Raw genomic sequence first — 24,085 nt, forward strand, 5'->3', positions numbered from 1 at the left:
ACATTTTTTTTATTTAGAATTAATATAAATTAAGCGTTAACGCTTCTCTAACATTTTTCAAATCGACTCTAAGTCGTATTTTTGTGCACGGATTTAAAAAACGGTTAGGCACAACATATAGTGTATAATCGTACCAATTTTATGATAGAAAATACATATTCCAATATGAAAAAGATGATACGCCCTAATTCTATGACAGGAATTTTAGGTATCGGATTAGCATTGTTGCTATCATTTTCCAGTTCACTTTTCGCGCAAGATCAAGAAGCTGATCCAGCTGCAGGAAAGACTTTGTTCAATACTTACTGTGCTGCTTGTCACCATTTAGATAGAAGAATGACGGGTCCTGCACTTCGTGGCGTTGGAGATAAATTTGAAAGGGAGTGGTTGCATAAGTGGATTAAAAATAGCCAGGCACTTATTAAGTCAGGTGATGAAGAGGCTGTTAAAATATGGGAGGAATACAAGCCTTCTGTGATGACGCCTTTCCCTCAATTAAGTGAGGCAGATATAGATAATATCCTTGCCTATACTATGGAGGTGAAGGAAGAGCCGGCCGCTACTGCTGTTACTGCTGCTGGTGCAAGCGAGGGAGGATCTTCTTCAGGCTTGAATGGTAATATCGTTCTCGGAGCATTGGTACTTGTCTTTGGTGTTTTAGTAGTGATGTTGTTCTTGGTGAACAAAACACTTCGAAGAATTGCTGAAGCTAATGGACTTGAAATTCAGACTCCTGAAAAAAGACAGTCCTTATGGAAGGCATTTGTTCAAAATCAATTCTTAGTTTTAGTTACTGTTATTGTGTTATTGTTGGGTTCTGCATACTACGCTTTCGGGTATATGATGCAGATTGGAGTTGACCAAGGCTATGAGCCTGTTCAGCCAATCCATTTCTCACACAGAATACATGCCGGCGACAATGAGATTGATTGTAAGTATTGTCACTCTTCTGCTAGAACGTCGCAGACTTCAGGAATTCCTTCTTTGAATGTGTGTATGAACTGTCACCAAAGTATTCCTGAGGTTGCTGACAACACTGCTACTGCAGAATATTCAAAAGAATTTTACGACGGAGAGATTGCTAAATTATATAAGGCTGTAGGTTGGGATGTTTCAACTCAGAGCTATACTGGAGAAACGCAACCTGTGAAGTGGGTGCGTATTCACAATCTCCCTGATTTTGTTTACTTTAATCACTCGCAACACGTTAGTGTAGCCGGTGTTGCATGTCAGGTTTGTCACGGGGAGGTTCAAGAGATGGAGATTTTACATCAACATGCTCCTCTTACAATGGGCTGGTGTATTCAGTGTCACCAAGACACTAACGTGAAAATGGAAGGTAATGAGTACTATACCAAGATTCACGAAGAATTGGCGAAAAAATATGGTGTTGATCAGTTGAGTGCTGCCCAAATGGGAGGTATGGAATGTGCTAAGTGTCACTACTAATCAATCGAATTTCGTAAACATTAAAAATTAAGAATCTAAGTAGATCTGTAAAAGGATCGATTTAAAATAGTTATATATAACATGGCATCAAACAGGAAATACTGGTCAAGTGTTGAGGAACTAAATCCTAATAGTTCTATCGCGGAAACGCTTAAACAGAATGAGTTTGTTGAGGAAATCCCTACAGCTGAGTTTTTAGGAAATGAGGAGGCATTGGGTGCTTCGTCTACTAGTAGAAGGGACTTTCTTAAATATGTAGGTTTTACCACTGCAGCTGCTTCACTTGCAGCTTGTGAGGGACCTGTTACCAAGTCTATCCCTTATGTAGTACAACCGGAAAATATCATCCCAGGTATTGCAAATTATTATGCAACTACCATAGCGAATGGTTTCGATTTTACAAGCATATTAATTAAGACACGCGAGGGAAGACCTATTATGGTCGAGCACAATAAAGAGGCTAAAATTAACGGTAGTCCGAATGCGAGAGTGTTCGCTTCCGTTTTAGATCTTTATGATAGTTTGAGAGTACAAGGGCCTAAATCTAAAGGTGAATACACTTCATGGGACGATTTAGATACTCAGGTAGTAGCTGCTTTAAATGCAGCAAAAGCCTCTGGAAAGCAAATTGCCTTATTGACTCAAACTTATGCGAGCCCTTCAACAGATAAGCTAATTGCTGAATTTTCTGAGAAATTCGGAAATGTGAAGCATATTCAGTACGATGCCATCTCTGAAGATGCTGCTCTTGATGCCTTTGAGAGTACTTTTGGTAAGAGAGCATTAGCAGATTATGATTTCTCAAAAGCTGAGATCATCGTTTCTTTTGCTGCTGACTTCCTAGGTGATTGGCAAGGTGGTGGACATGATGCTGGTTATGCAAAAGGACGTGTCCCTACTAACGGGAAGATGTCTCGCCATATTCATTTCGAATCGAATATGAGCTTAACCGGAGCTAACGCTGATAAGAGAGTTCCATTGACACCTTCAGAATTAAAAGTTGCTTTAGCTAAATTTTACGGTTACCTAAACGGAAGATCGGTTGCTGGGTCACTTCCTGCTCATATTGATGAAGCTGTTAAAGCTGCAGCCACTCAAGTCGCAAGAGCTGGAAGAAAAGCTGTTGTTGTTACCGGAATTAGTGATGTCAATGCACAGAAAGTTGTATTGGCGATCAATAAAACAATCTCAAGTGTAGTCATGGATGCTGATAAGCCTAAATTGACTAGACAAGGTAATGTTAAAGCATTGAACCAACTTGTTGCTGATATGAATTCAGGTAAGGTTGGTGTTTTGGTAACAAGTAACGTTAACCCATTATATACAATGCCTAATGCAGCTGAGTTTGAAGCTGGTTTGGCTAAAGTAGATCTTTCTGTTGCTTTCTCGTTGAAAGAAGATGAAACGGCTAGTAAGACTACGTTTGTTGCCGCTGCTCCTCATTATTTGGAGTCTTGGGGTGATGTAGAAATGAAAAAAGGAATGTATAGTTTAATGCAACCGACTATTCGTCCGTTGTTTAATACCAAACAATTCCAAGATGCTATCTTGAAATGGACTGGTAACTCAATAAACTATCACGATTATATTAAACAAACTTGGGAGTCTTCTATCTTAGGACTCGGTTCTTGGAATCAAGCGTTACACGATGGGGTATACGAATCCTCAACTGTTGCTAGCGAGGTTGAAAATGGTCCAGTAGTTGCTGAAACTCCACAAGCTGAAGCGGAAGCAACTGTAGTCTCTGTTAGTGATGCTGTAAGAGCCTTGGCTGGAACCACTCCTGTTGAAGGAATGGAGCTTACGCTTTACTCCAAAGTAAGTATGGGAGATGGGCAACAAGCCAACAACCCATGGTTGCAAGAGTTGCCTGATCCGTTAACCAGAAATACTTGGGATAACTACTTGACAATTTCATTAGCAGATGCCGAGCGTTTAGATTTTGAAAACTATACTGAATCTGACGGTGGTTTAAACGGAAATTACGCTAAAGTTACTGTTGGTGATGTGACTCTTGAAAAGGTTCCTGTTTTAATTCAACCAGGACAGGCTAAAAATACTGTAGGACTTTCATTTGGTTACGGTAAAAAATTAGGACTTAAAACTCCAATGCAAACAGGAGTTAATGCTTACGCTTTGTACAGCGGTTTTGATTTATCCCAACCAGTGAAAATTGAGAAAACTTCAGGTATTCACGAATTTGCTTCTGTGCAAATGAAGAGTACTATGGATGGAAGGGGAGATATCCTTCGTGAGACTTCTTTGGAAATCTTTAATACCAAAGATTCTGAACTTTGGAATCCACAACCAGTAGTTTCTTTGAATCACGTTGAAGTTCCTGCTGATGATGCGACACTTTGGTCAACTTTTGACTCTAGTATAGGACATCACTTTAATTTATCTGTAGATCTTAATGCTTGTACCGGATGTGGGGCTTGTGTTATTGCGTGTCACGCAGAAAACAACGTGCCTGTAGTTGGTAAGAGCGAAGTAAGAAAATATAGGGATATGCACTGGTTGCGTATCGACCGCTACTATTCTTCAGAAGAAACTTTTGAAGGCGATATGGATGTAGTTGACGCTGCACCAAACTCTATCAGTACTTACCATCAATTGGAGCACCCTTCTGAGAATCCTCAGGTGGCATTCCAACCCGTGATGTGTCAGCACTGTAATCACGCTCCTTGTGAAACTGTATGCCCAGTTGCGGCAACATCACATGGACGTCAAGGTCAAAACCAAATGATTTATAACCGTTGTGTTGGTACTCGTTACTGTGCGAATAACTGTCCTTACAAAGTTCGTCGCTTTAACTGGTTCCGTTATAATGAAAATGATGAGTTTGATTTCCATATGAATGATGACCTTGGTAGAATGGTGTTGAATCCAGACGTAGTAGTTAGATCTCGTGGTGTTATGGAGAAATGTTCTATGTGTATTCAAATGACACAGAAAACTATTCTTGATGCCAAAAAAGAAGGAAGACCAATTAAGGATGGTGAGTTTAAAACTGCTTGTTCAGCAGCTTGTAGCTCAGGTGCTATGGTTTTCGGTGATGTAAATGATAAGGAGAGTGAAATAGTTAAACAAAAAGCTAGTAATCGTATGTATCACTTGCTTGGCTTTAAAGGTACTCGTCCGAATGTTTTCTATCATACAAGAGTTAGAAATACAGAAGAAGTTTAATAAAGGATTTAATAAGTATAATTATATAAAGTATTATGGCGTCGCATTACGAAGCACCTATACGTGAACCCTTAGTAGCTGGAGAGAAATCTTACCATGATGTTACTGTAGACATAGCCGCCCCAGTAGAGGGAAGAGCAAATAAATTATGGTGGATTGCTTTTTCAATCGCCTTAGTTGCCTTTCTTTGGGGAATCGGTTGTATTATTTATACCATTTCAACTGGTATCGGAGTTTGGGGTTTAAATAAAACTGTTGGATGGGCCTGGGATATTACCAACTTCGTTTGGTGGGTAGGTATCGGTCACGCCGGTACACTGATCTCAGCTGTACTTTTATTATTTCGTCAGAAATGGAGAATGGCGGTAAACCGTTCGGCAGAGGCTATGACCATTTTCTCGGTTGTCCAAGCAGGATTGTTTCCACTTATTCACATGGGTCGTCCATGGTTGGCATATTGGGTACTTCCAATACCAAACCAGTTTGGTTCATTATGGGTAAACTTTAACTCCCCATTATTATGGGACGTTTTTGCAATCTCAACTTACCTTTCTGTTTCTTTGGTTTTCTGGTGGACTGGACTATTGCCTGACTTTGCCATGTTACGTGACAGAGCAGTGAAACCTTTCCAAAAGAAAATATACAGTTTACTTAGTTTTGGTTGGACAGGACGTGCTAAAGACTGGCAACGTTTTGAAGAAGTTTCCTTGGTTTTGGCTGGTTTGGCTACTCCATTGGTGCTTTCAGTACACACCATTGTATCTTTTGACTTTGCTACTTCAGTAGTTGCAGGATGGCACAGTACCATTTATCCTCCTTATTTCGTTGCGGGAGCGATTTTCTCTGGGTTCGCCATGGTATTGACACTGCTGATCATCATGCGTAAAGTATCTAATTTAGAAGCTTATATCACTAGAGTACACATCGAGTATATGAATAAAGTTATTCTACTTACCGGTGGTATTGTAAGTGTTGCTTATATCACAGAGTTTTTCATTGCTTGGTATTCAGGTACGAACTATGAAGATTATACGTACCTTTCCATTGGAGCTGCTACAGGTCCTTACTGGTGGGCATTTTGGGCACTGATTATCTGTAACTTTATCGTGCCACAAACGCTGTGGGTTAAAAAATTAAGAAGGAATTTCACATGGTCTTTCATTGTTTCGATTGTGATTAACATAGGAATGTGGTTTGAACGTTTCGACATTATCGTAATCAACTTGAGTAAAGGACACCTTCCTTCGTCATGGGCTATGTTCTCACCAACATTTGTAGATGTTGGTATTTATCTTGGAACGATAGGATTTTTCTTTGTGTTGTTCCTTTTGTATGCTAGAACATTCCCAGTGATTGCACAGGCTGAAATTAAAACAATATTAAAATCTTCAGGAGAGCGTTACAAACGTATTCGCGACGTTGAGGGTAAATCAATTGCAGGAGCTGCTGTTGACGTACGTACTTCAAATTACTCAAGTACAGATACGAACAGTTCAGATCAAGCAACCAAATAAAATAACGTAAATCGATGGCTTCAAAAGTTATACAGGCACTATACAATGATGACGACATTTTAATGTCTGCTGTAAAGCGTGTTAGAGATGCGCATCATCATATTGATGAAGTTTATACCCCTTTTCCAGTCCATGGGTTGGATAAAGCTATGGGTCTAGCTCCTACAAGAATTGCAATTACTTCTTTCTTGTATGGTTGTGTTGGATTGACAGTAGCAATTGCCATGATGAATTTCATCATGATAGACGATTGGCCTCAAAATATTGGTGGTAAACCAAGCTTTAGTTTCATAGAAAACTCTCCAGCTTTTATTCCAATTATGTTTGAGATGACCGTGTTTTTTGCTGCTCACTTAATGGTTATTACTTTTTATATGAGAAGTAAGTTGTGGCCATTTAAAGAGGCTGAAAATCCAGATGTTCGAACTACGGATGACCATTTTATGATGGAAATAGTTTTAAATAATAATGAAGAGGAACTAACCAAACTTCTAGTTGATACTGGAGCAGTAGAGGTTAAAGTTTCAGAAAAGCATTAATCATACGAAATGAAAGTTTTTGGAAAAATAGGGATGGTACTTGGAGTTGCAGCAATAGTTGCCTCATGCCACGATAAAAGGAGTCCAAATTATCAATTTATGCCAGATATGTACGAGCCTATAAGTTACGAGACTTATCAGGAATCAAGTGCGTTTAGAAATGGTATAGTAGCACAATTACCGGTTGATGGTACTGTTGCTAGGGGACATATGCCTTATGAGTACCCAAATACCTTAGAAGGTTATGCAGCAGCTAAAGCAAATTTGAAAAATCCAACTCCTATTGGGGAGTATAGAAATGCTGATTCCACCTTTACAGATGACTATTTGAATGAAGGGAAACAGTTATATGGTATCTACTGTGCCGTATGCCATGGTGACAAAGGAGACGGACAAGGTATCCTAGTAGAACGTGAAAAATTGTTGGGTATTCCAAGTTATGACGACTCTGGTCGTGCGATTACTGAAGGAAGTATCTATCACGTAATACGCTATGGGTTGAACGCTATGGGTTCATATGCGAACCAAGTTAATGAGGAAGAACGTTGGAAGGTTGTCGAATATGTATTGACCTTAAAGCAGGATTTAGAGAATAAATAACTAAAATCAACTATCAAAAAGAAGATTCAAGGATATGTATACGTTTTCAAATAGATTAAGAATAACATCTTTCATTTTAATGATAGTTGGTGTTCTTGGGATAGGATATGGTTTTTTAAGCGCTCCTTCTACGATTGAAGAGGCTAAGGCCATTGTGGCATCCACGGAAGCACACCACGGTGGTGGGCATGAGGAAGCTCAGGCTGCCACTCATCACGAAAATACTACAGCACAAAGTGAGGCACATGCAGAACATGATGCTCATACGCTAAGTAAATTACAAAATAGGCCATGGTCTGCGTTCTTAATCGCTGCCTTCTTTTTCTTTATGTTGTCCTTAGGAGCCTTGGTGTTCTATGCTGTACAACATGTATCCTCCGCAGGTTGGTCGCCAGTTTTATTCCGTATTATGGAAGGGGTTACGGCCTATATGGTACCAGGCGCAATTATCTTATATGTATTTTACATATTGACTGCCGGTTTCCAAATGAACCATTTGTATATTTGGATGGATCCGGATATCATGGCCCATGATAAGATTCTTCAGTTAAAATCAGGATACCTTAATGTACCATTTTTCTTAATTAGATCATTATTGTTCTTAGGAGGTTGGTGTTTCTATAGATATTATGTTGTTAAACAGTCAAGACTACAAGACGAGGCTGAAGACTACACTCCTTATAAAAAGATATTCAAATCATCAGTTTTTTTCTTGTTATTTTTCTTTGTAACAGAAGCGTTGATGGCTTGGGACTGGTTTATGGGTCTAGAACCACACTGGTATAGTACATTATTTGCTTGGTACATCTTTGCGAGTATGTTCGTTTCCGGTGTAACTGTAATTGCAATGGTTTTAGTGTATCTGAAATCTAAAGGTATAGTAGACTTTATTAACGATAGTCACTTACATGACTTGGCCAAGTATATTTTCGGATTGAGTATTTTCTGGTCATATCTGTGGTTTGGTCAATTTATGTTGATCTGGTATGCAAACATCCCTGAGGAGTCCGCATACTTTATGACTCGAGTTGAGCACTACAATATTGTGTTTTTTGGAATGCTGGTATTTAACTTTGTATTCCCTTTCCTTATACTGATGAATACTGATTTCAAACGTAAGGGATGGTTTGTAATGATTGCTGGAGTGTTTGTCCTAATTGGACATTATATGGATGTGTTCCAATGGGTGATGCCTTCTACAGTTGGCGAGCTATGGAGCTTCGGTATTCCAGAGATCTCAAGTGTATTGTTCTTCTTAGGATTATTCATATATGTTGTGTTTAATGCTATCGCGAAGACGCCATCATTACTAGCCAAAAGGAACCCATATATTGAAGAAAGTAAACACTTTCATTATTAATTGAATAATAAATAGTAAACAGGATATATACGATGACTGCTGTATTAATAATAATTGTTCTTCTACTTGTTGCCATTGCGATTTGGCAGATGACAAAGATTTTTGAATTGTCTCAGGTTAATGCTGATAATTCACAAATAGCCAATGATAAGGATAACAAGGTTAACGGGTATTTAATGTTTGCTTTCATGGTTTTCATCTACCTATTAACCATATATTGTTTTTGGGAGTGGGGAGGTGTATTACTTGGAATTCCAGCATCTGAGCATGGGGAACAAATAGATAATTTGATGTTTATTTCCATGGCTCTTATCTTTACGGTACAATTTATCACGCAGTTTTTACTGCACTACTTTGCCTATAAGTACCGAGGGGAGAAAGGAAAAAAAGCACTTTTTTATGCTGATAATGACAGATTAGAATTCATCTGGACCATAATTCCAGTAATTACCTTGGCTGGATTAATTCTTTATGGTCTTTTCACTTGGACTTCAGTTATGAATGTTGACGAAGAAGAGGGAGATCCTCTTATTATTGAGCTTTATGCTCAGCAGTTTAACTGGAAAGCTCGTTACGCCGGAAATGACAATGTATTAGGAAGTGCGAATGTTCGTTTGATTGATATTGACAAAAATAACATGTTAGGAGTCGATGAATCTGATCCTTATGCTGATGATGATGTTGTATCACAAACAGAAATTCACTTGCCTGTGGGACGAAAAGTGATCTTCAAAATGCGTTCTCAAGACGTTTTACACTCGGCTTATATGCCTCACTTTAGAGCACAGATGAATGTTGTTCCTGGGATGATTACCCAATTTGCTTTTACACCTTCTGTAACTACAGCAGACATGAGAATGGATCCTGATATGGTTGAGAAAGTTAGTCATATTAATCAAATAAGGGCTGACAAAAAAGCGGACGGCGAAGTAGATAATGTTGATCATTGGGAATTTGACTATATCCTTTTATGTAACAAAATTTGTGGATCTTCTCACTATAACATGCAAATGAAAATTATAGTTGAGACACAAGAAGAATTTGACGCCTGGATTAAGCAGCAAGATACATTTAAACAACAAATGGCTGCTGCCCAGTAATTGGTAATAATAATATATATAAAATAGTTTTAAAGGAGAAAGATTATGTCAGCAACATCACAAGCGCATATGGAAGATCACGCACATGATCATGGTCATCATAAACAGAGCTTTATAACAAAGTATATCTTTAGCATGGATCATAAGATGATCTCTAAGCAATATTTGATTACTATGTTGTTTATGGGGGTTATCGGGATTATGATGTCGGTTCTTTTTAGAATGCAGATTGCATGGCCTGGAGAGTCATTTAAAATATTCGAAATTTTGCTTGGGAAATGGGCGCCTGAAGGCGTAATGGATCCTAATATATATTTGGCACTTGTAACGATACACGGTACCATCATGGTATTCTTCGTTTTGACTCAAGGACTAAGTGGTACTTTCAGTAACTTATTGATACCGCTTCAAATCGGTGCACGTGACATGGCATCTGGTTTTATGAACATGGTGTCTTACTGGTTGTTCTTTATATCAGCAGTAATCATGCTTCTTTCACTTTTTGTAGAAGCTGGACCTGCAGCTGCAGGATGGACCATTTATCCTCCACTTAGTGCATTACCACAAGCTCAAGGAGGTTCAGGGACAGGGATGACAATGTGGTTGATCTCTATGGGTATCTTTATTGCCTCTTCTTTACTTGGGTCATTGAACTACGTAGTTACAGTATTGAACTTACGTACAAAAGGAATGTCAATGACAAGATTACCTTTAACTGTTTGGGCGTTCTTCGTTACTGCAATTATCGGTATTGTATCTTTCCCAGTATTATTGGCAGCTGCCTTACTATTAATCATGGACCGTAGTTTTGGAACTTCTTTCTTCTTGTCGGATATCTTTATTCAAGGCGAAGTTTTACACTATCAAGGTGGTTCACCAGTACTCTTTGAACACTTGTTCTGGTTCCTAGGTCACCCAGAGGTATATATCGTTATTTTACCTGCAATGGGTATTGTATCGGAAGTTTTGTCTACCAACTCTAGAAAACCAATTTTTGGATATAGAGCGATGGTAGCATCTATATTAGCTATTGGATTCTTATCAACTATTGTTTGGGGACACCACATGTTCGTATCTGGAATGAACCCATTCCTAGGATCTGTGTTTACTTTCACAACGCTGTTGATTGCAATTCCTTCAGCGGTTAAAGCATTTAACTGGATTACTACCATTTGGAAGGGTAACCTTCAAATGAACGTAGCCATGTTGTGGTCTATTGGTTTCGTTTCTACATTCATCACCGGAGGTTTAACTGGGATAATTCTCGGAGATAGTGCCTTGGATATTAATGTTCACGATACATATTTCGTTATTGCTCACTTCCACCTTGTAATGGGTATATCTGCAGTATACGGTATGTTAGCTGGTATCTATCATTGGTATCCTAAAATGTTTGGAACAATGATGAATAAGAACTTAGGTTACATCCACTTCTGGATTACCGCAATCTGTTCTTATGGGGTATTCTTCCCAATGCACTTTGTCGGAATGGCAGGTGTGCCAAGAAGATACTATACCAATACAGCATTCCCTATGTTTGATGACTTAACTGACATTCAAATTGTGATGACTGTATTTGCAATTATCGCTGCACTTGTTCAAGTCGTATTCTTGTATAACTTCTTCCACAGTATATTCTATGGTAAGAAAGCTACTCAAAACCCATGGAATGCAACAACGCTTGAATGGACTACTCCAGTAGAGCACATCCACGGAAATTGGCCAGGTGCGATTCCTGAAGTTCACAGATGGCCTTATGATTACAGTAAGGTTAATGAGGATGGTGAATATGTGCTACCAGGTCAAGATTTTGTTCCTCAACACATTCCTCTACAGGAAAATGAGGACGAATTTAATCACTAAATTATATTCAAAAGACTGTCATATAGTTAAAGCCATCTTCGGATGGCTTTTTTAGGTTATAGGGATGTGTCGGTTACTTTGGATAAGGTCCTGTAATTGGCTTTAAAAGGCCCTAAATGGTATTGACATGAGACCCTTGAGAGGGGCTTCAGTTTTCAATATTGGTTATTCAAATAGGGATCTGTTTTTATGGTGCATATAGGTTGTTTGGAATTCTTCAAAATATTCCCAATTTAGATTGGTGTATTTAAGTATTTTGGTTTTCATAACCTATAGTAAATCACGCATTATTATATACTTTGGCATAAGTATCTTTACCTCTTTTTTTTCATGGATCTTCCAAATGCTTTTCTATCTACCCATATAAAACACTGAATTCCACCACTGGAGATTGTTGGACATCAACTTTATTAAAATTGAAAATCTCAATGGTTATATCGGACTCCATTTTCTTAAATGGATTGTCAAAATACCTTCATTAAGCAATTTAACCCTAGGCCAAACCTTAAGTTAGAACGAAGAATTCAAGTTAGTGATTTTCAAAACTTGAGTAGTGAAATGATATCAGCCGAAATTAGCCACCTTATTGCATATGTTCTAATTTGCTTTGTGGTTTTGGTGCTAGGCCTCGGCTATAGTCACGGCTTTGGGATTACGATAATGTTAGTGAATGTATTTATTAATTTATACCTTTCATTCTTACAGCAGCAGAACATAAGACAAAAGGATCGATTCCTAAAGAAGTAACATGTTGTAGCTCTAGGGATGAGAAGATTTTAGATGGAGCTTATTTCGTGTCTTTTTTTGTACTGTTATTTTTATCCTGCTTTTTAAGAAACTCCTCAAACAACTTACTCTTAAGTTGCTCAGCTAGCTGTAATCGCAGGGCGTTGTAGGAGTTCAATACACGTGATCTTGAGACCTCTATGGAGTCGATAACAGCATTTTCTTCTAGACGATTCATGAGTTGTTTAGAATAGGTATTTAGGACCAATACTCGACTGTTTACCGCTGGTTTATCAAATTTTTGCGGTATTAAGGAATCTTTTGCGAGTTCATTGTTAAGTCTGGAGAATTCTTCTGCAAAGTATGTCAAATCTCCGTGATCCTGTCTTTGGAATCGCTCCATAAGGATACTCAGTTCTCTAAATTTTTTCCATTCGCTGATAGTGTTCATTTTCTCTTGACTGATGGAGGCAATAGGGGGAAGGGCCTTATAACTCACCGCAGTAGAGTCTATCTCAACATCCTGATCTTGTGAGCCTTCTTTATTGTTTCCACAGCCTACTGAGAGTAATAAGCCTGACACTATTAAAATATATTGAAATCTTTTCAACGCAAATGTGTTTACATACACACCAAAGATAAGGAGTCCATTTCCAAATGACAAGGTATTTTTATGGAGCAACACTTATTTTGTATACAGAATCTTGCTGCTTGTTGATATTCCATTTTCGTTAAACGCCTCCACCCGGTAATAGTAGTCCTGAGCGGTACTTAGTGCTCTAAGTTCATAATTAGGCTCCCCGTACATCAATGCGGATAAATTGAGTTTGTCTTTTTCTATGCCCCAATAAATCACATATCCCATGGCATCTTTTACCTTTTCCCAGCTAAGATGAGCATTTCTTCGATCCTGATCTCGAACCACCTCAAAATTTTTCGGCATCTTGGGTTTGTTTTCCTTTCCGTTTCCAAAGACTCTAAATTCAGAAATCGCCAAATACTTATTTGTACAATAGATATGATTATAACGGATATAACGTGCTTCAACAGGAGCTTCTAATTCGATATAGCCATGAGGCATGTCTCTATTGTTTTTAGAGTAATCTGCAATGGTTGACCATTTCTGTCCATCCAATGACCCCTCAATAGTGAAGCGTTGTTTCAAGGTGTCTGGTTTTCCGAAAATTGCACTTTTATAATCTTGAAAGTTGATTTGAATTGCTTTGACATCCATTGGTTTTTCCATGTCAATTTTTACATAAATGGAGTCATTATTTGCAACAGATACCCAATAGGAACGTATTTCTTCATCATTGATTTTATCGATCTCAAAGCCTTTAATTTGTTCCTGCATATAGCCTTTTTCACTTTCATCAGCAACATTGTTCTGACCTTTAACTAAGGGGGAGTTCGTGCTTACTGGCTTTTTGTAGGATAATAACATCCACCCAGTAAATCTGTCTTTATGGTCTGGAACCTCCACTGATGGTAAGTAATGTGGGTAATCTCCGTAAGCAGTATTGACAAACATTTGACCGTTGTCCTCAAAACCTGCAGGATACATACCTATGCGCCTTTCAAATTTGTAATTCACTGAGATCGCCATGGTGGCATAGTGCCAAAGATTTCCTTGATGGTCTTTTACGGTACTTCCATGTCCTGATCCTTTTAGAAAGCCTCCCGGTTTATAAGAAACTGGGTTATATGGTGCATAAGTGAAAGGACCTAGAGGATTTTTTGATGTGTACACGCCATCGGCATAGACATTCCATTGCGTTCCAGGCGCTCCATATTCTAAATAATACGTGTCTTGGTGCTTTATCATCCAAGGCCCTTCAATAAAGGGTTTTAGCTCAGATTTATGGTCTTGTCCAAAGCGTTCCCATCCATGTTTATCCGGATGCAAGGTTATGAGATCCTTTTGCTCTCCTATAGGAATGTAATAATTTGCTGTATCTAGCTCAACACCACGAATCGGCCACTTGTTGGAGGATTCTTCATAAAGATAGACGCGGTTATCATCATCGACAAAGATGTCTGGGTCTTGGACACCGTTATTGGTGTTGATGACTGCGAAATTTGTTTTCCAATCCCCGAGTTTTGGATTATCGGTTTCAATGACTGCTCCTCTTCCGGAAGGATCTGCTAATACAAGAATTTTTCCATTGCGCACTGCTGCTGCCGGGGCGTTGCTCCCATTAAAATACCAAGATTGGGGACGGATAAAATTCCAATTACTCATGTCTGTTGAACTCCAATAACCGTGCGATCTGGTCACGAACATATAGTACTTCCCTTTAAAGTTTACTACTGCAGGGTCCGCACCCGAACGATAGGAAACGTTTCTACTGGCTCTATAATGCGACATATAGGTGTAATCAATATCGATAGGATTACAATAGGTTTTGTAGTCCCTCGCGAGTATTTCTTGCTGTGCTACCATGGAAGTAGTCCATAAGATAGTAATTGTACATAGTAGAAAATTAAACCGCTGAAAATATAGTGTATCGATGAACATTAGGCTATTGCTTTTAATTTGTATTGCTAAACTACCTATAACCAGTACACACTTACAAGAAATTTAATACATCATCTATACATCAATCCTAAGAATATCCATAATTTCAAGAGTTTATGATACTTAAATCCATCCATTGTTGCTTAAATCCCTAATATATTGTTAATTTAAAAACTAAACTCTCTGAAGAATAACAAATTATGTTAAATTGCCTTAATTTTTAACAAAACGATTCTAATATGAAGTTCAATCTCCAAAAACCTTTGTTTTATGGGTTAAGTTCAGTTTTACTAGTGACTGCTTGTAAGACTGAGAACAAAAAGGAAGTGGCTGAAGTGGAAACTATTCCCGGTATTAATTTATCCTATATGGATACTACCACTAGCCCTAAAGAAGATTTTTTCAGATATGTTAATGGAACATGGCTTGATGAAACTACAATCCCAGATGATAAAACTACCTGGGGGAGTTTCAATGAACTACGTGTTCAAACCGATAACGATGCTTTGGCCGTTTTATATGAAGCTGAAAAGAACCCAAATTTGGATCCGAATTCAGATCAGGCAAAAGCGGTACGCTTATTCCAATCTATCATGGATACCACCTCTAGAAATGAGCAAGGCGTAAGTCCGTTAAAGCCCTATTTAGATAAAATAGAGACGATTAAAAATGTTGGCGATCTACAAAATTATTTAACCGAAATGACCCCTGTTACCGGGCCAACCATATTCAGATTTGGTGTAGGTTCAGATGCCAAGGATAGTAATAAGAATACTGCTTATCTCGGAGCTGGTAGTTTAGGTCTTCCTGACCGTGATTACTACTTAGACCAAGACGATGATAGTAAGGAGATTAGAGAGAAGTATGTTGCCCACATTACCAGAATGCTTCAATTCATTGGTTTAGATCAAGAGCAAGCAGCTAAGCAGGCTGAAGAAATTCTTACTTTTGAAACGCAATTGGCAGAACCAATGTTGGATAAGGTTCAAAGAAGAGACCCTAATACAACTTATAATCCAACTGCCATTGCTGATTTACAGCAAAAGGTTTCAGCATTTGACTGGAAGGGTTATTTGAGTGCCATTGGTGCTCCTAGTGTAGATACCATTGATATCAGCCAAGTGGCTTATATAGAATCTTTACAAGATGTATTCCAAGAGTCAAACGTTGCAACATTGAAAAATTACCTTCGCTGGTCATTGCTTAACGGGGCTGCTAGCAACTTATCCATGGATATGGAGCGTGCAAATTGGGATTTTTATAGCAAAGAGTTAAGAGGCGCTAAAAAACAAGAACCGCTTGAGAAAAGAGCACTTCAAAGAGTAAACGGATCTTTGGGTGAGGCTTTAGGTAAACTCTATGTAGAGAAGAAATTTCCGGCTGAGGCAAAGGCTATCGCAAAAGAAATGGTAGCGAATGTATTTGAGGCTTATGAAGCAAGAATCAATGCATTGCCTTGGATGGATCCAATGACCAAGAAAAAGGCCATTGAGAAAATTGAAAAAACAACCGTTAAAGTTGGTTATCCTGATGTATGGAAGGATTATTCTGCAATAGATATTAAAGTAGCTGATCAAGGTGGATCCTACTTCCAAAATGGCCTAAACATTCGAAAATGGCATTTTAATCGTACCATTGACAAGTTAGGTAAGCCTGTCGATAAATCGGAGTGGTTTATGTCACCTCAAACGGTAAATGCGTATTTTAATCCTTCGTTTAATGAGATCGTATTCCCAGCTGCAATTCTTCAGCCACCATTTTTTAATTTTACGGCTGATGCTGCTGTGAATTATGGAGGTATTGGTGCAGTTATCGGGCACGAGATATCCCACAGTTTTGATGATAGTGGTGCGGATTACAACGCCGATGGTAACCTTCAAAACTGGTGGACCGATAAAGATTTAACCCAATTCAATGCTTTGGGTGATTCTTTGGCTGCACAGTATAGTCGTATTGAAGTGCTTCCAGATGTATTTATCAATGGTAAGTTTACCCTTGGTGAAAACATTGGAGATCTTGGTGGAGTGAATGCTGCTTATGACGGTTTACAATTACACCTTAAGGAGCACGGAGCACCTGGATTAATCGATGGATTTACTCCAGAGCAACGATTCTTTATGTCTTGGGCAACCGTATGGAGAACTAAGATGAGAGATGAGGCGTTAAAAACTAGAATAAAAACAGATCCACATTCTCCAGGGATGTATCGTGCAACCCAACCTTTAATTAACATGGAAGTGTTTTACAAAGCCTTCGATATTAAGCAAGGGGATGCTATATACCTCAATCCTGAAGAGCGCGTTAAGATTTGGTAAGGAGTTCTTGATGAAGAAGTCATGATTCGTTATAACAAAACAAAAGGCATCCTTATTTTACTCTGGATGCCTTTTGTAATATAGGAGTAACTTTTAAAGCTTATTTCTGTTCCGTAGCCGGAGTAGCCTCTTGAGCCTTTTGATTTAGTAAAAGCTCTTTGATTTGAAGCGCCAATTTAAAATTAGGAGCTATTGCAATCGCCTGGTCAATATAGGTGATCGCCTGATCGATGTTAGTTTTATCCTTATTGTATGCCAACAAACCTTTTTGATACGTAAATGCAGCCTTTAAGGGAACTTGGTAAGGAGGGTTTGATTGATAAAATGGTAACACATCCTTATCTGTAGCGTGTTCCAAACCATATTTGATATAGGTTTCAGCTTCCGCAGTCTTACCTATTTGTAGGTTGAGATCAACTATGTCGTAGGCTACATAAATATCAGGTTTTCTTCCGAACATAATATCAAATTGCGCCACGGCTAGTTGAGGCTGATTTAAAGCCTTTAGTGAGCGTGCTTTGACTTCTACTGCCAAATCCGATGCCTTTGGGTCATTTTCTGTTCCTAGTAAATTTATAGCTTGTACATGTTGTCCTGAATTACTATAGAAAAAAGCAAGGGTGTCCTTACGAGCCTCATTGGGTTGTAGTACGTTCATGTGCGTTAATGCATTAATAACGCCTTGCACATCACCTTGTTCCTTCATTTGCTCGTAAAAAGCTTTGTAATGCGTAAAAAGTTGCGAATTGCTTTGGGAGAATCCAAAGCAAAAAGAACAAAGCATAATTGTAGTAAGTGTTTTCTTCATCTCTAACTAGTTATGGTTTAACCTCGTTGTACTATTGTAGTTTAGCGCAAAGCTATTAATTTTTTTAATATGCTGGCTGTGTATTTTTTTAAGAGTTCCTATACGCAATTAAGGTTATTTGCACCTACAGACTCACTACTGTAGAATCCCAATAATTTATGTCGTTGTATAATAGATGATAACCATGTGTATAAAAAAAAGAGAGCTAGTTAAAAACCGCTCTCTTTCTTAATAAACTAATCTAAACTAACTTAAAAACCTAACCTAATCTTATAAGTTCAAAAAATGAAAACTATAATTCTTTTTCTTTTTCTTCACTGGTGTAAAGATACTAAACATAGACGCATAACTTGATCATTTATAATTGGTTTAACCATTATTTAACTGGAATATAGTCTATGTGTTAAGGATTTTAACGGAAGTCACATATCCAGCTCTGGATATTTGAATTCATATCCTAACTTACTGTTAATATAAATGGAATTTACGGTCTTTCCTAGGGTCAATTCTTCCCCTTCGAAAGGAGGTAGCTTTAGATCCAACTTTTTTGCAATTCTAGAATAATATTCTTTCCTTGTCGGGTGTGAGGGTGCAACAGCATTAATGATTGGACTATCGATGACATTGTCCATCACATGATGGATGATGCCAATACAATCTTCTAAATGAATCAGATTCACTGGCTGATTTGGATTTTGTAAACTGTCCCGATTGGCGAGTTGAAACACCGGATGTCTTCCCGGTCCATAAAGTCCTGCGCACCGAATTACTTTAATAGATAAATTCTCACAATCCATCAATAATTTTTCCGCTTCCAAAATCTGCCTTCCACTCTCAGTAAGTGGTCGAGTAAGGCTGTTTTCATCCACCATACACTCAGCGTTTCCATAGACGGATGTACTACTGATAAAGATGATGTTTTTGGTGGTTGTGTCCTGGACTTTTTTGATCAATGTTCGTATTTTGGATACGAAATTTGATTTCGGATTAGAATTTAATCTTGGAGGAAGGTTAATGACCAAGACATCAAGATCTTTCAAAAAATAATCCAAATTTCCTTCAGTGTGATGATTGTGCACCGCGATAAGGAAAGGATTTATGTCGTGTAGGGCTAATGATAGGATTTTATCAACAGAGGTTGTTGACCCCCTTACTTGGTAGCCCTTGTTTGCAAAGTGTTTAGCCAGCGGAAATCCCAACCATCCGCATCCCAAAATCCCAATTGTTTTTTGCATTATAATATTAGAGTTTTTTTAGTGAGTACCGCATCGTTTAAAACAAAGGGCATTACAATGGTGTTCACTGGTCGATCCGGAACACTGAATAAAGGGTGGTTTAAAAGGTCATAAGAAGCCTCGTAAAATTCAAAGCTTAGTTGGTCTTGTTGGCTACACTCTAGTTCAATATCGGTAGATTGATTCTCACTGATATAATGGGTGAAAAGCCGATCTGATCTTTGGAATAAGTAATTCAATGGTATTGGTACACCATTAATGGTGCATTTACTTATTTTAGTAGCTGAGGTGGTAACTTCTAATCGATCTACTTTTCTATTATGTGTGATGCGTATTTTTATCTTTCTTCTACCTATAATGGTAGTGTCTTGTATAACTTTTATTGTAGGTCCCTTAATATCTTTAACTGGAGCAGGTGCAATTTTTGTATAGTTGGTTGCATATTTACTAGTCAATCCTTCGGAGAGCCTACTGGGTTTTATGGTGTCTGATATGTATTGTTGAATCCAGGGATCCAGTTTATTGTTATAGGTGGCCCAATATGCTTTCTCGGTATCCAAGTCCAGTTGATACACCAGACTGGTAGGGTGTGGTGTCTCTTTGGTAGGCGAAGCCTGTAAGTGTGCTGCTATTAAAAATACAGCTGTAATACTGAGTCCTACTACGGAATAATTTCTTTTGTTTTTATACTGTCCTATCACTGGTAGTAACAATCCAAATAGGAGAACACTAATTACAGTACTACTACCTAATAATTTCATACCTAATCCTACTGGGAACATTTGGATTAGAGGTGCAAGGATCCAAAGTGCTGGGATACATAGTGCAATCAGGTATCCTATAGGAGGCCTTTTTTCACCACTTTTAATCAACATCCAAAGTGAACCTAGGGTTGCGTATACGGGTATGATGAAAAAGCTAGCTCCTTTAAGATAAAACGCTATTCCGAGGCACAAAAGCAGCCACAGTCCAATAGGAACAATGACCAGTTCTGCGATTTCGACGTCTTTTAACCTTGAATAGATGAAAAAGCAGACGGTAAAACTAAGCGCGGTAAAGGCAGCGATATAATAGTGTCCATTATATGGGAAACCTTGTAATATATCGCTATAATTGGGATAGATTGTCTTGAGTAGGGGCCAGGCAAAATAGCCAATTGCTCCGCAAATTACGATACAACCAATAAAGGCAAATAAGCTCTTAAAGATCCCTTTTGAATTTATACTTCTGTTGGAAATTCCTAAATAGAAAATATATAAAAATAGAAGTGTAGCTAGAACTAGCAATGGAACGATCCAGCTAAATGGATAGTAAACGAAATTAAATACTGGAAAGTCAAAATAGACGTTGTCCTTATTAGATTTTAAATCGCTAAGATCCGTATTGGCGAAGTAGTCTAAAAGAGGAGCCAAGTATGAGATCTGATGACGCAGGGTATTTTGATTCACATTCTCGTAACTGTCATTGGCAGTATGGTAATCAAAGTGATCATCAATGAATGCAAAATTAAAGCCATCGATATTACCAATTTCTCTAAAAACAGTTAGATCTGTGTCGTTGGGTAGCATTTTGTAAATACTATAGGTGAGCGAATTTGCGACGGGATATTCAACCCCGGCTTGTTCAAAACTTTCGATGAGCTTCTGGTTTCCACTATTGGTTTCCAATAGCATATAACTAGGTCCACCACTTCCTCTGGCTTCAAAGTTTAATACCAATCCAACATCCCTTGCCCAGCGATGTTTACTTACAAATAATCGAGCACCAAGCAGTCCGATCTCCTCTGCATCGCTAAAAAGAACAATGATGTCATTTTTCGGTGTTTTTCCACTTTTAATAAGGTTGTTTATTCCTTCTAGAATTACGCTGACTCCGACAGCATCATCGCTCGCACCAAGGGAAGAGTGTGGGCTGCTATCGTAATGGGATAATAGCAATAGAGCCTCTGATGAATGTGTCCCTTTAATCCTAGCCAGTATGTTACTCACCTTGGTGTAGTTTCCCCAATTCCCGATGCTACTGCCATGTTGAGTTTCAACTTGCAATCCCATCGACTCAAGTTCAGCAATCAAATACGATTGTACTTCCTTATGTGCTTCGGTCCCTACATAATGGGGACGACCGGATATTTTTTTGATGTGTTTTTGCACAGTCTCTATCGAATAACCATAGGTGCTACTATTCTCTTGCGGCATTAGATCATAAAATCGCCATGCGCAAACAGCTAGTAGAATAAGAAAGGATATGATAAGACTAAATTTTTTCAAACACTGTTGTTTTGATGACCTTTCATAAAAATACGGAATATATTATTAATTGGTACTATTTTCCTGATTTTATGTTTTTAGTAATACGCACAAAATTTAATGATATAATTGCGAATAATTTATAAAATATCCAAATATTTTCACTATATTTAATGTTTACAGCAATTTAAAAAAACAGAGCAGGATGGGTATTAAAAGTTTTCAGGGAGCCAGGGAAGATCAAAAGAAGGAGTACCACGCTCCCATATTGGTGTCAGATTATATGACGAGGAATTTGGTGATCTTTAAACCCGAGCAATCCATACTGGAGGTCATGGAGCTTTTGGTGAAACATAAGATTTCAGGGGGACCAGTTTGTGATGATAGGGGAAAATTAGTTGGTATAATATCCGAAGCTGATTGTATGAAGCAAATTTCAGAAAGTCGTTACTTCAACCAACCTATTTTAGATAAAAGTGTAGAAAGGTTTATGACCACCCAGGTAGAGACAATTCCTTCCGATATGAATATCTTTGACGCAGCGTCTCAGTTTTACAATGGACATAGACGTCGTCTACCGGTGATGGATCAGGGTAAACTTGTTGGTCAGATCAGTAGAAAGGATGTGGTTATTGCAGCCTTAAAACTCAATAGTCATAATTATTAATCCTTAGGGTGTGCTGCAGTGAGTCGATTCTAACCTTTGGTTTGCTGTTTGTTAACCACCTCATAAAGGTCGTGTCTGCGATCCTTTAAAACCCGAACGCTCCCGTATTGATGGAGTTCCTTTAATAAGTCCATATTGACATCAACGATAAGAGTCATTTCTGTATTCGGAGTTGCCTGTGCTTTAATGCCATCGTTTGGGAAGGCAAAATCGGAGGGTGTGAGAACTGCCGCTTGGGCGTATTGTATGTCCATATTATTGACTTTAGGTAAATTACCTACGCAGCCCGCAATTACGACATAACATTCGTTTTCAATAGCTCTTGCTTGCGCACAGCTCTTAACTCTGGTATAGCCATTTTGAGTGTCAGTTAAAAACGGGACAAAGAGCAATTGCATTCCTTGGTCAGCCATAATTCTACTGAGTTCTGGGAATTCTATATCATAACAAATCATAATACCAATCTTGCCACAATCCGTGTCAAAGGTTTTGATTTGGTCACCACCCTTCATTCCCCAATGTGCAACTTCATTGGGTGTAATATGTATTTTTGTGTAAATCTCTGAAGAACCATCGCGTTTACACAAAAAGCCAGAGTTGTATAAATTACCATCTACAATATGTGGCATACTACCGGTGATGATATTGATGTTGTATGAGATGGCAAATTCCTGAAACTTCTGATAGATGGGCTCGGTGTATTTTGCCAGCTCTCTTATGGCATCCGCTTCATTGAGGTGATTGTAATCAGCCATTAATGGGGCAATAAAAAACTCGGGAAATAGTGCGAAATCACTGCCATAACCTGATACCGCGTCTATGAAGAACTCCGCCTGATCAAACAGGGATTCAAGATTCTTTAAAGGCCGCATTTGCCATTGGATAAGTCCAAGTCGAACCACTGATTTTTCTAGGTTGATCAATTTAGGACTTTGGTCGTAATAAATATTGTGCCATTCCATAAGAACAGCATATTCTAAGGAATGGACGTCGCCTTCCAAATAATTTTTCATGATTTTCTTGACGTGAAAATCGTTACTCAATTGAAAAGCCAGTACTGGATCAAATAGTTCCTTCATTTTGACCTTTTCAATATAGTCTTTAGGGGTAATTTGGTCGGCGTATTTATTGTAGTTTGGAATACGGCCGGCAAACATAATGGACTTTAGGTTTAATTGCTCAGTGAGCTCTTTTCGCTTTTCATAAAGCCGTCTTCCTAATCGCAGACCCCTGTATTTGGGGTGTATAAATACATCGATTCCATATAAGATATTCCCTTTAGGGTTGTGTGTTGAAAAGGTATAATTCCCGGTGATTTCTTCATAGGTATGGTTGTCGTCAATTTGGGATTGATCTAGAATAATAGAAAGGGCGCAGCCTACGACTTTGTCGTCTACCAAAACCACCAATTGACCGTCGGGAAAAAGCGATAGTAATTTACGAATTTCACTTTGTTTCCAGGGTGCATCTTCAATCCCATTATAGGCTTCTATCATGGAAGTCCGCAGTTCTAAATAGTCCTGCATTACTAAATTCCGAACTTCAAGTTTGTTGATGGTTTCCATATTAGATATATTGAATTTTTGCGTGCTTGGGGAAGGAGGGAAGTCGATTTAAAAAAGAGACTGCCTTAACAGTTGTTAATTTAGGAAAAAAAGTAAAGCAAAGAGGTGGGAAAGTGTCTCTATCACCTAAAGTCGCTTTGGTATGGTAGCCGAGCGACTTTGGTTTAACCTAAGCAGCTTTTTCTTTTACTAAGTCGAAGCAAGGACATCTGCCACAGCGTTTAGATTCGCTTTTTCGATATTTTTCACAACAATTGGACTTAAGACCTTTTGTCTTAAGATCTTTAAGCTTGTTTTTTTTATCCTTTTTGTCCTTTTTGTCTTTCTTATTTTTGCCCAAGACTATACCTATTTCGTATAACAATGGGCAAATATATTTATTTAAATTAAATCT

General features: G+C 38.3%; 17 protein-coding genes. 11 read left to right on the top strand and 6 right to left on the bottom strand.

Annotated features, from left to right (window positions below; translation table 11 throughout):
- The first annotated feature begins 165 nt into the window (after positions 1-165).
- The 9 genes from ACN0TV_RS13060 (at position 166) to ACN0TV_RS13100 (ending at position 12,358) form a co-directional block, all read left to right on the top strand.
- Positions 166-1,449: a c-type cytochrome gene (locus tag ACN0TV_RS13060; protein WP_417363429.1), complete on the top strand. Its 1,284-nt coding sequence runs from the start codon at positions 166-168 to the stop codon at positions 1,447-1,449.
- Positions 1,450-1,530: 81 nt separating this feature from the next.
- Positions 1,531-4,635, top strand: coding sequence for a TAT-variant-translocated molybdopterin oxidoreductase (locus ACN0TV_RS13065; protein WP_417363363.1), 3,105 nt, complete (start codon positions 1,531-1,533; stop codon positions 4,633-4,635).
- A gap of 35 nt (positions 4,636-4,670) precedes the next feature.
- Positions 4,671-6,149, top strand: a complete 1,479-nt coding sequence (nrfD, locus tag ACN0TV_RS13070) for an NrfD/PsrC family molybdoenzyme membrane anchor subunit (RefSeq protein WP_417363364.1) — start codon at positions 4,671-4,673, stop codon at positions 6,147-6,149.
- Positions 6,150-6,163: 14 nt separating this feature from the next.
- On the top strand, positions 6,164-6,688 hold the full coding sequence (locus ACN0TV_RS13075; protein WP_417363365.1) for a DUF3341 domain-containing protein: 525 nt from the start codon (positions 6,164-6,166) through the stop codon (positions 6,686-6,688).
- Positions 6,689-6,697: 9 nt separating this feature from the next.
- A complete protein-coding gene (locus ACN0TV_RS13080) occupies positions 6,698-7,288 on the top strand; it encodes a c-type cytochrome (RefSeq protein ID WP_417363366.1) in 591 nt (196 codons plus the stop codon).
- Between the two features lie 34 nt (positions 7,289-7,322).
- On the top strand, positions 7,323-8,648 hold the full coding sequence (locus ACN0TV_RS13085) for a quinol:cytochrome C oxidoreductase (RefSeq protein ID WP_417363367.1): 1,326 nt from the start codon (positions 7,323-7,325) through the stop codon (positions 8,646-8,648).
- A gap of 32 nt (positions 8,649-8,680) precedes the next feature.
- Positions 8,681-9,748 (top strand): cytochrome c oxidase subunit II, encoded by a 1,068-nt coding sequence (locus ACN0TV_RS13090; RefSeq protein WP_417363368.1) that lies wholly within the window; start codon positions 8,681-8,683, stop codon positions 9,746-9,748.
- Between the two features lie 45 nt (positions 9,749-9,793).
- Positions 9,794-11,611, top strand: coding sequence for a cytochrome c oxidase subunit I (locus ACN0TV_RS13095; protein ID WP_417363369.1), 1,818 nt, complete (start codon positions 9,794-9,796; stop codon positions 11,609-11,611).
- Positions 11,612-12,067: 456 nt separating this feature from the next.
- On the top strand, positions 12,068-12,358 hold the full coding sequence (locus ACN0TV_RS13100) for a hypothetical protein (protein ID WP_417363370.1): 291 nt from the start codon (positions 12,068-12,070) through the stop codon (positions 12,356-12,358).
- A 40-nt stretch (positions 12,359-12,398) separates the two neighbouring features.
- Here the strand turns inward: ACN0TV_RS13100 and ACN0TV_RS13105 are convergent, their stop codons facing one another.
- Together ACN0TV_RS13105 and ACN0TV_RS13110 are read right to left on the bottom strand one after the other, a co-directional pair.
- Positions 12,399-12,947, bottom strand: coding sequence for a hypothetical protein (locus tag ACN0TV_RS13105; protein ID WP_417363371.1), 549 nt, complete (start codon positions 12,945-12,947; stop codon positions 12,399-12,401).
- Between the two features lie 75 nt (positions 12,948-13,022).
- Positions 13,023-14,855 carry a family 43 glycosylhydrolase gene (locus ACN0TV_RS13110; RefSeq protein ID WP_417363372.1) on the bottom strand — a complete coding sequence of 611 codons (1,833 nt, stop codon included), beginning with the start codon at positions 14,853-14,855 and terminating at the stop codon, positions 13,023-13,025.
- A gap of 239 nt (positions 14,856-15,094) precedes the next feature.
- Between ACN0TV_RS13110 and ACN0TV_RS13115 the strand changes: the two genes are divergently transcribed.
- Positions 15,095-17,170: a M13 family metallopeptidase gene (locus ACN0TV_RS13115; RefSeq protein WP_417363373.1), complete on the top strand. Its 2,076-nt coding sequence runs from the start codon at positions 15,095-15,097 to the stop codon at positions 17,168-17,170.
- A gap of 100 nt (positions 17,171-17,270) precedes the next feature.
- Here ACN0TV_RS13115 and ACN0TV_RS13120 read toward each other — a convergent pair whose 3' ends face one another.
- The 3 genes from ACN0TV_RS13120 to ACN0TV_RS13130 all read right to left on the bottom strand — a co-directional run bounded on the left by ACN0TV_RS13120 (position 17,271) and on the right by ACN0TV_RS13130 (position 21,480).
- Positions 17,271-17,978 carry a hypothetical protein gene (locus ACN0TV_RS13120; protein ID WP_417363374.1) on the bottom strand — a complete coding sequence of 236 codons (708 nt, stop codon included), beginning with the start codon at positions 17,976-17,978 and terminating at the stop codon, positions 17,271-17,273.
- A gap of 422 nt (positions 17,979-18,400) precedes the next feature.
- The gene (locus ACN0TV_RS13125) at positions 18,401-19,213 is read right to left on the bottom strand and encodes an SDR family oxidoreductase (RefSeq protein WP_417363375.1); all 813 of its coding nucleotides are present in this window, start codon (positions 19,211-19,213) and stop codon (positions 18,401-18,403) included.
- Positions 19,213-21,480 carry a M28 family peptidase gene (locus tag ACN0TV_RS13130; protein ID WP_417363376.1) on the bottom strand — a complete coding sequence of 756 codons (2,268 nt, stop codon included), beginning with the start codon at positions 21,478-21,480 and terminating at the stop codon, positions 19,213-19,215. Before ACN0TV_RS13130 ends, ACN0TV_RS13125 begins: the two co-directional genes overlap by 1 nt.
- A 184-nt stretch (positions 21,481-21,664) precedes the next feature.
- Here ACN0TV_RS13130 and ACN0TV_RS13135 point away from each other — a divergent pair, with 184 nt between their 5' ends.
- A complete protein-coding gene (locus ACN0TV_RS13135) occupies positions 21,665-22,126 on the top strand; it encodes a CBS domain-containing protein (RefSeq protein ID WP_417363377.1) in 462 nt (153 codons plus the stop codon).
- 29 nt (positions 22,127-22,155) lie between these two features.
- Here ACN0TV_RS13135 and ACN0TV_RS13140 read toward each other — a convergent pair whose 3' ends face one another.
- The gene (locus tag ACN0TV_RS13140) at positions 22,156-23,691 is read right to left on the bottom strand and encodes a bifunctional GNAT family N-acetyltransferase/carbon-nitrogen hydrolase family protein (protein ID WP_417363378.1); all 1,536 of its coding nucleotides are present in this window, start codon (positions 23,689-23,691) and stop codon (positions 22,156-22,158) included.
- Between the last annotated feature and the right edge of the window lie 394 nt (positions 23,692-24,085).

It is taken from the genome of Galbibacter sp., assembly GCF_048266365.1.
GTDB lineage: Bacteria > Bacteroidota > Bacteroidia > Flavobacteriales > Flavobacteriaceae > Galbibacter.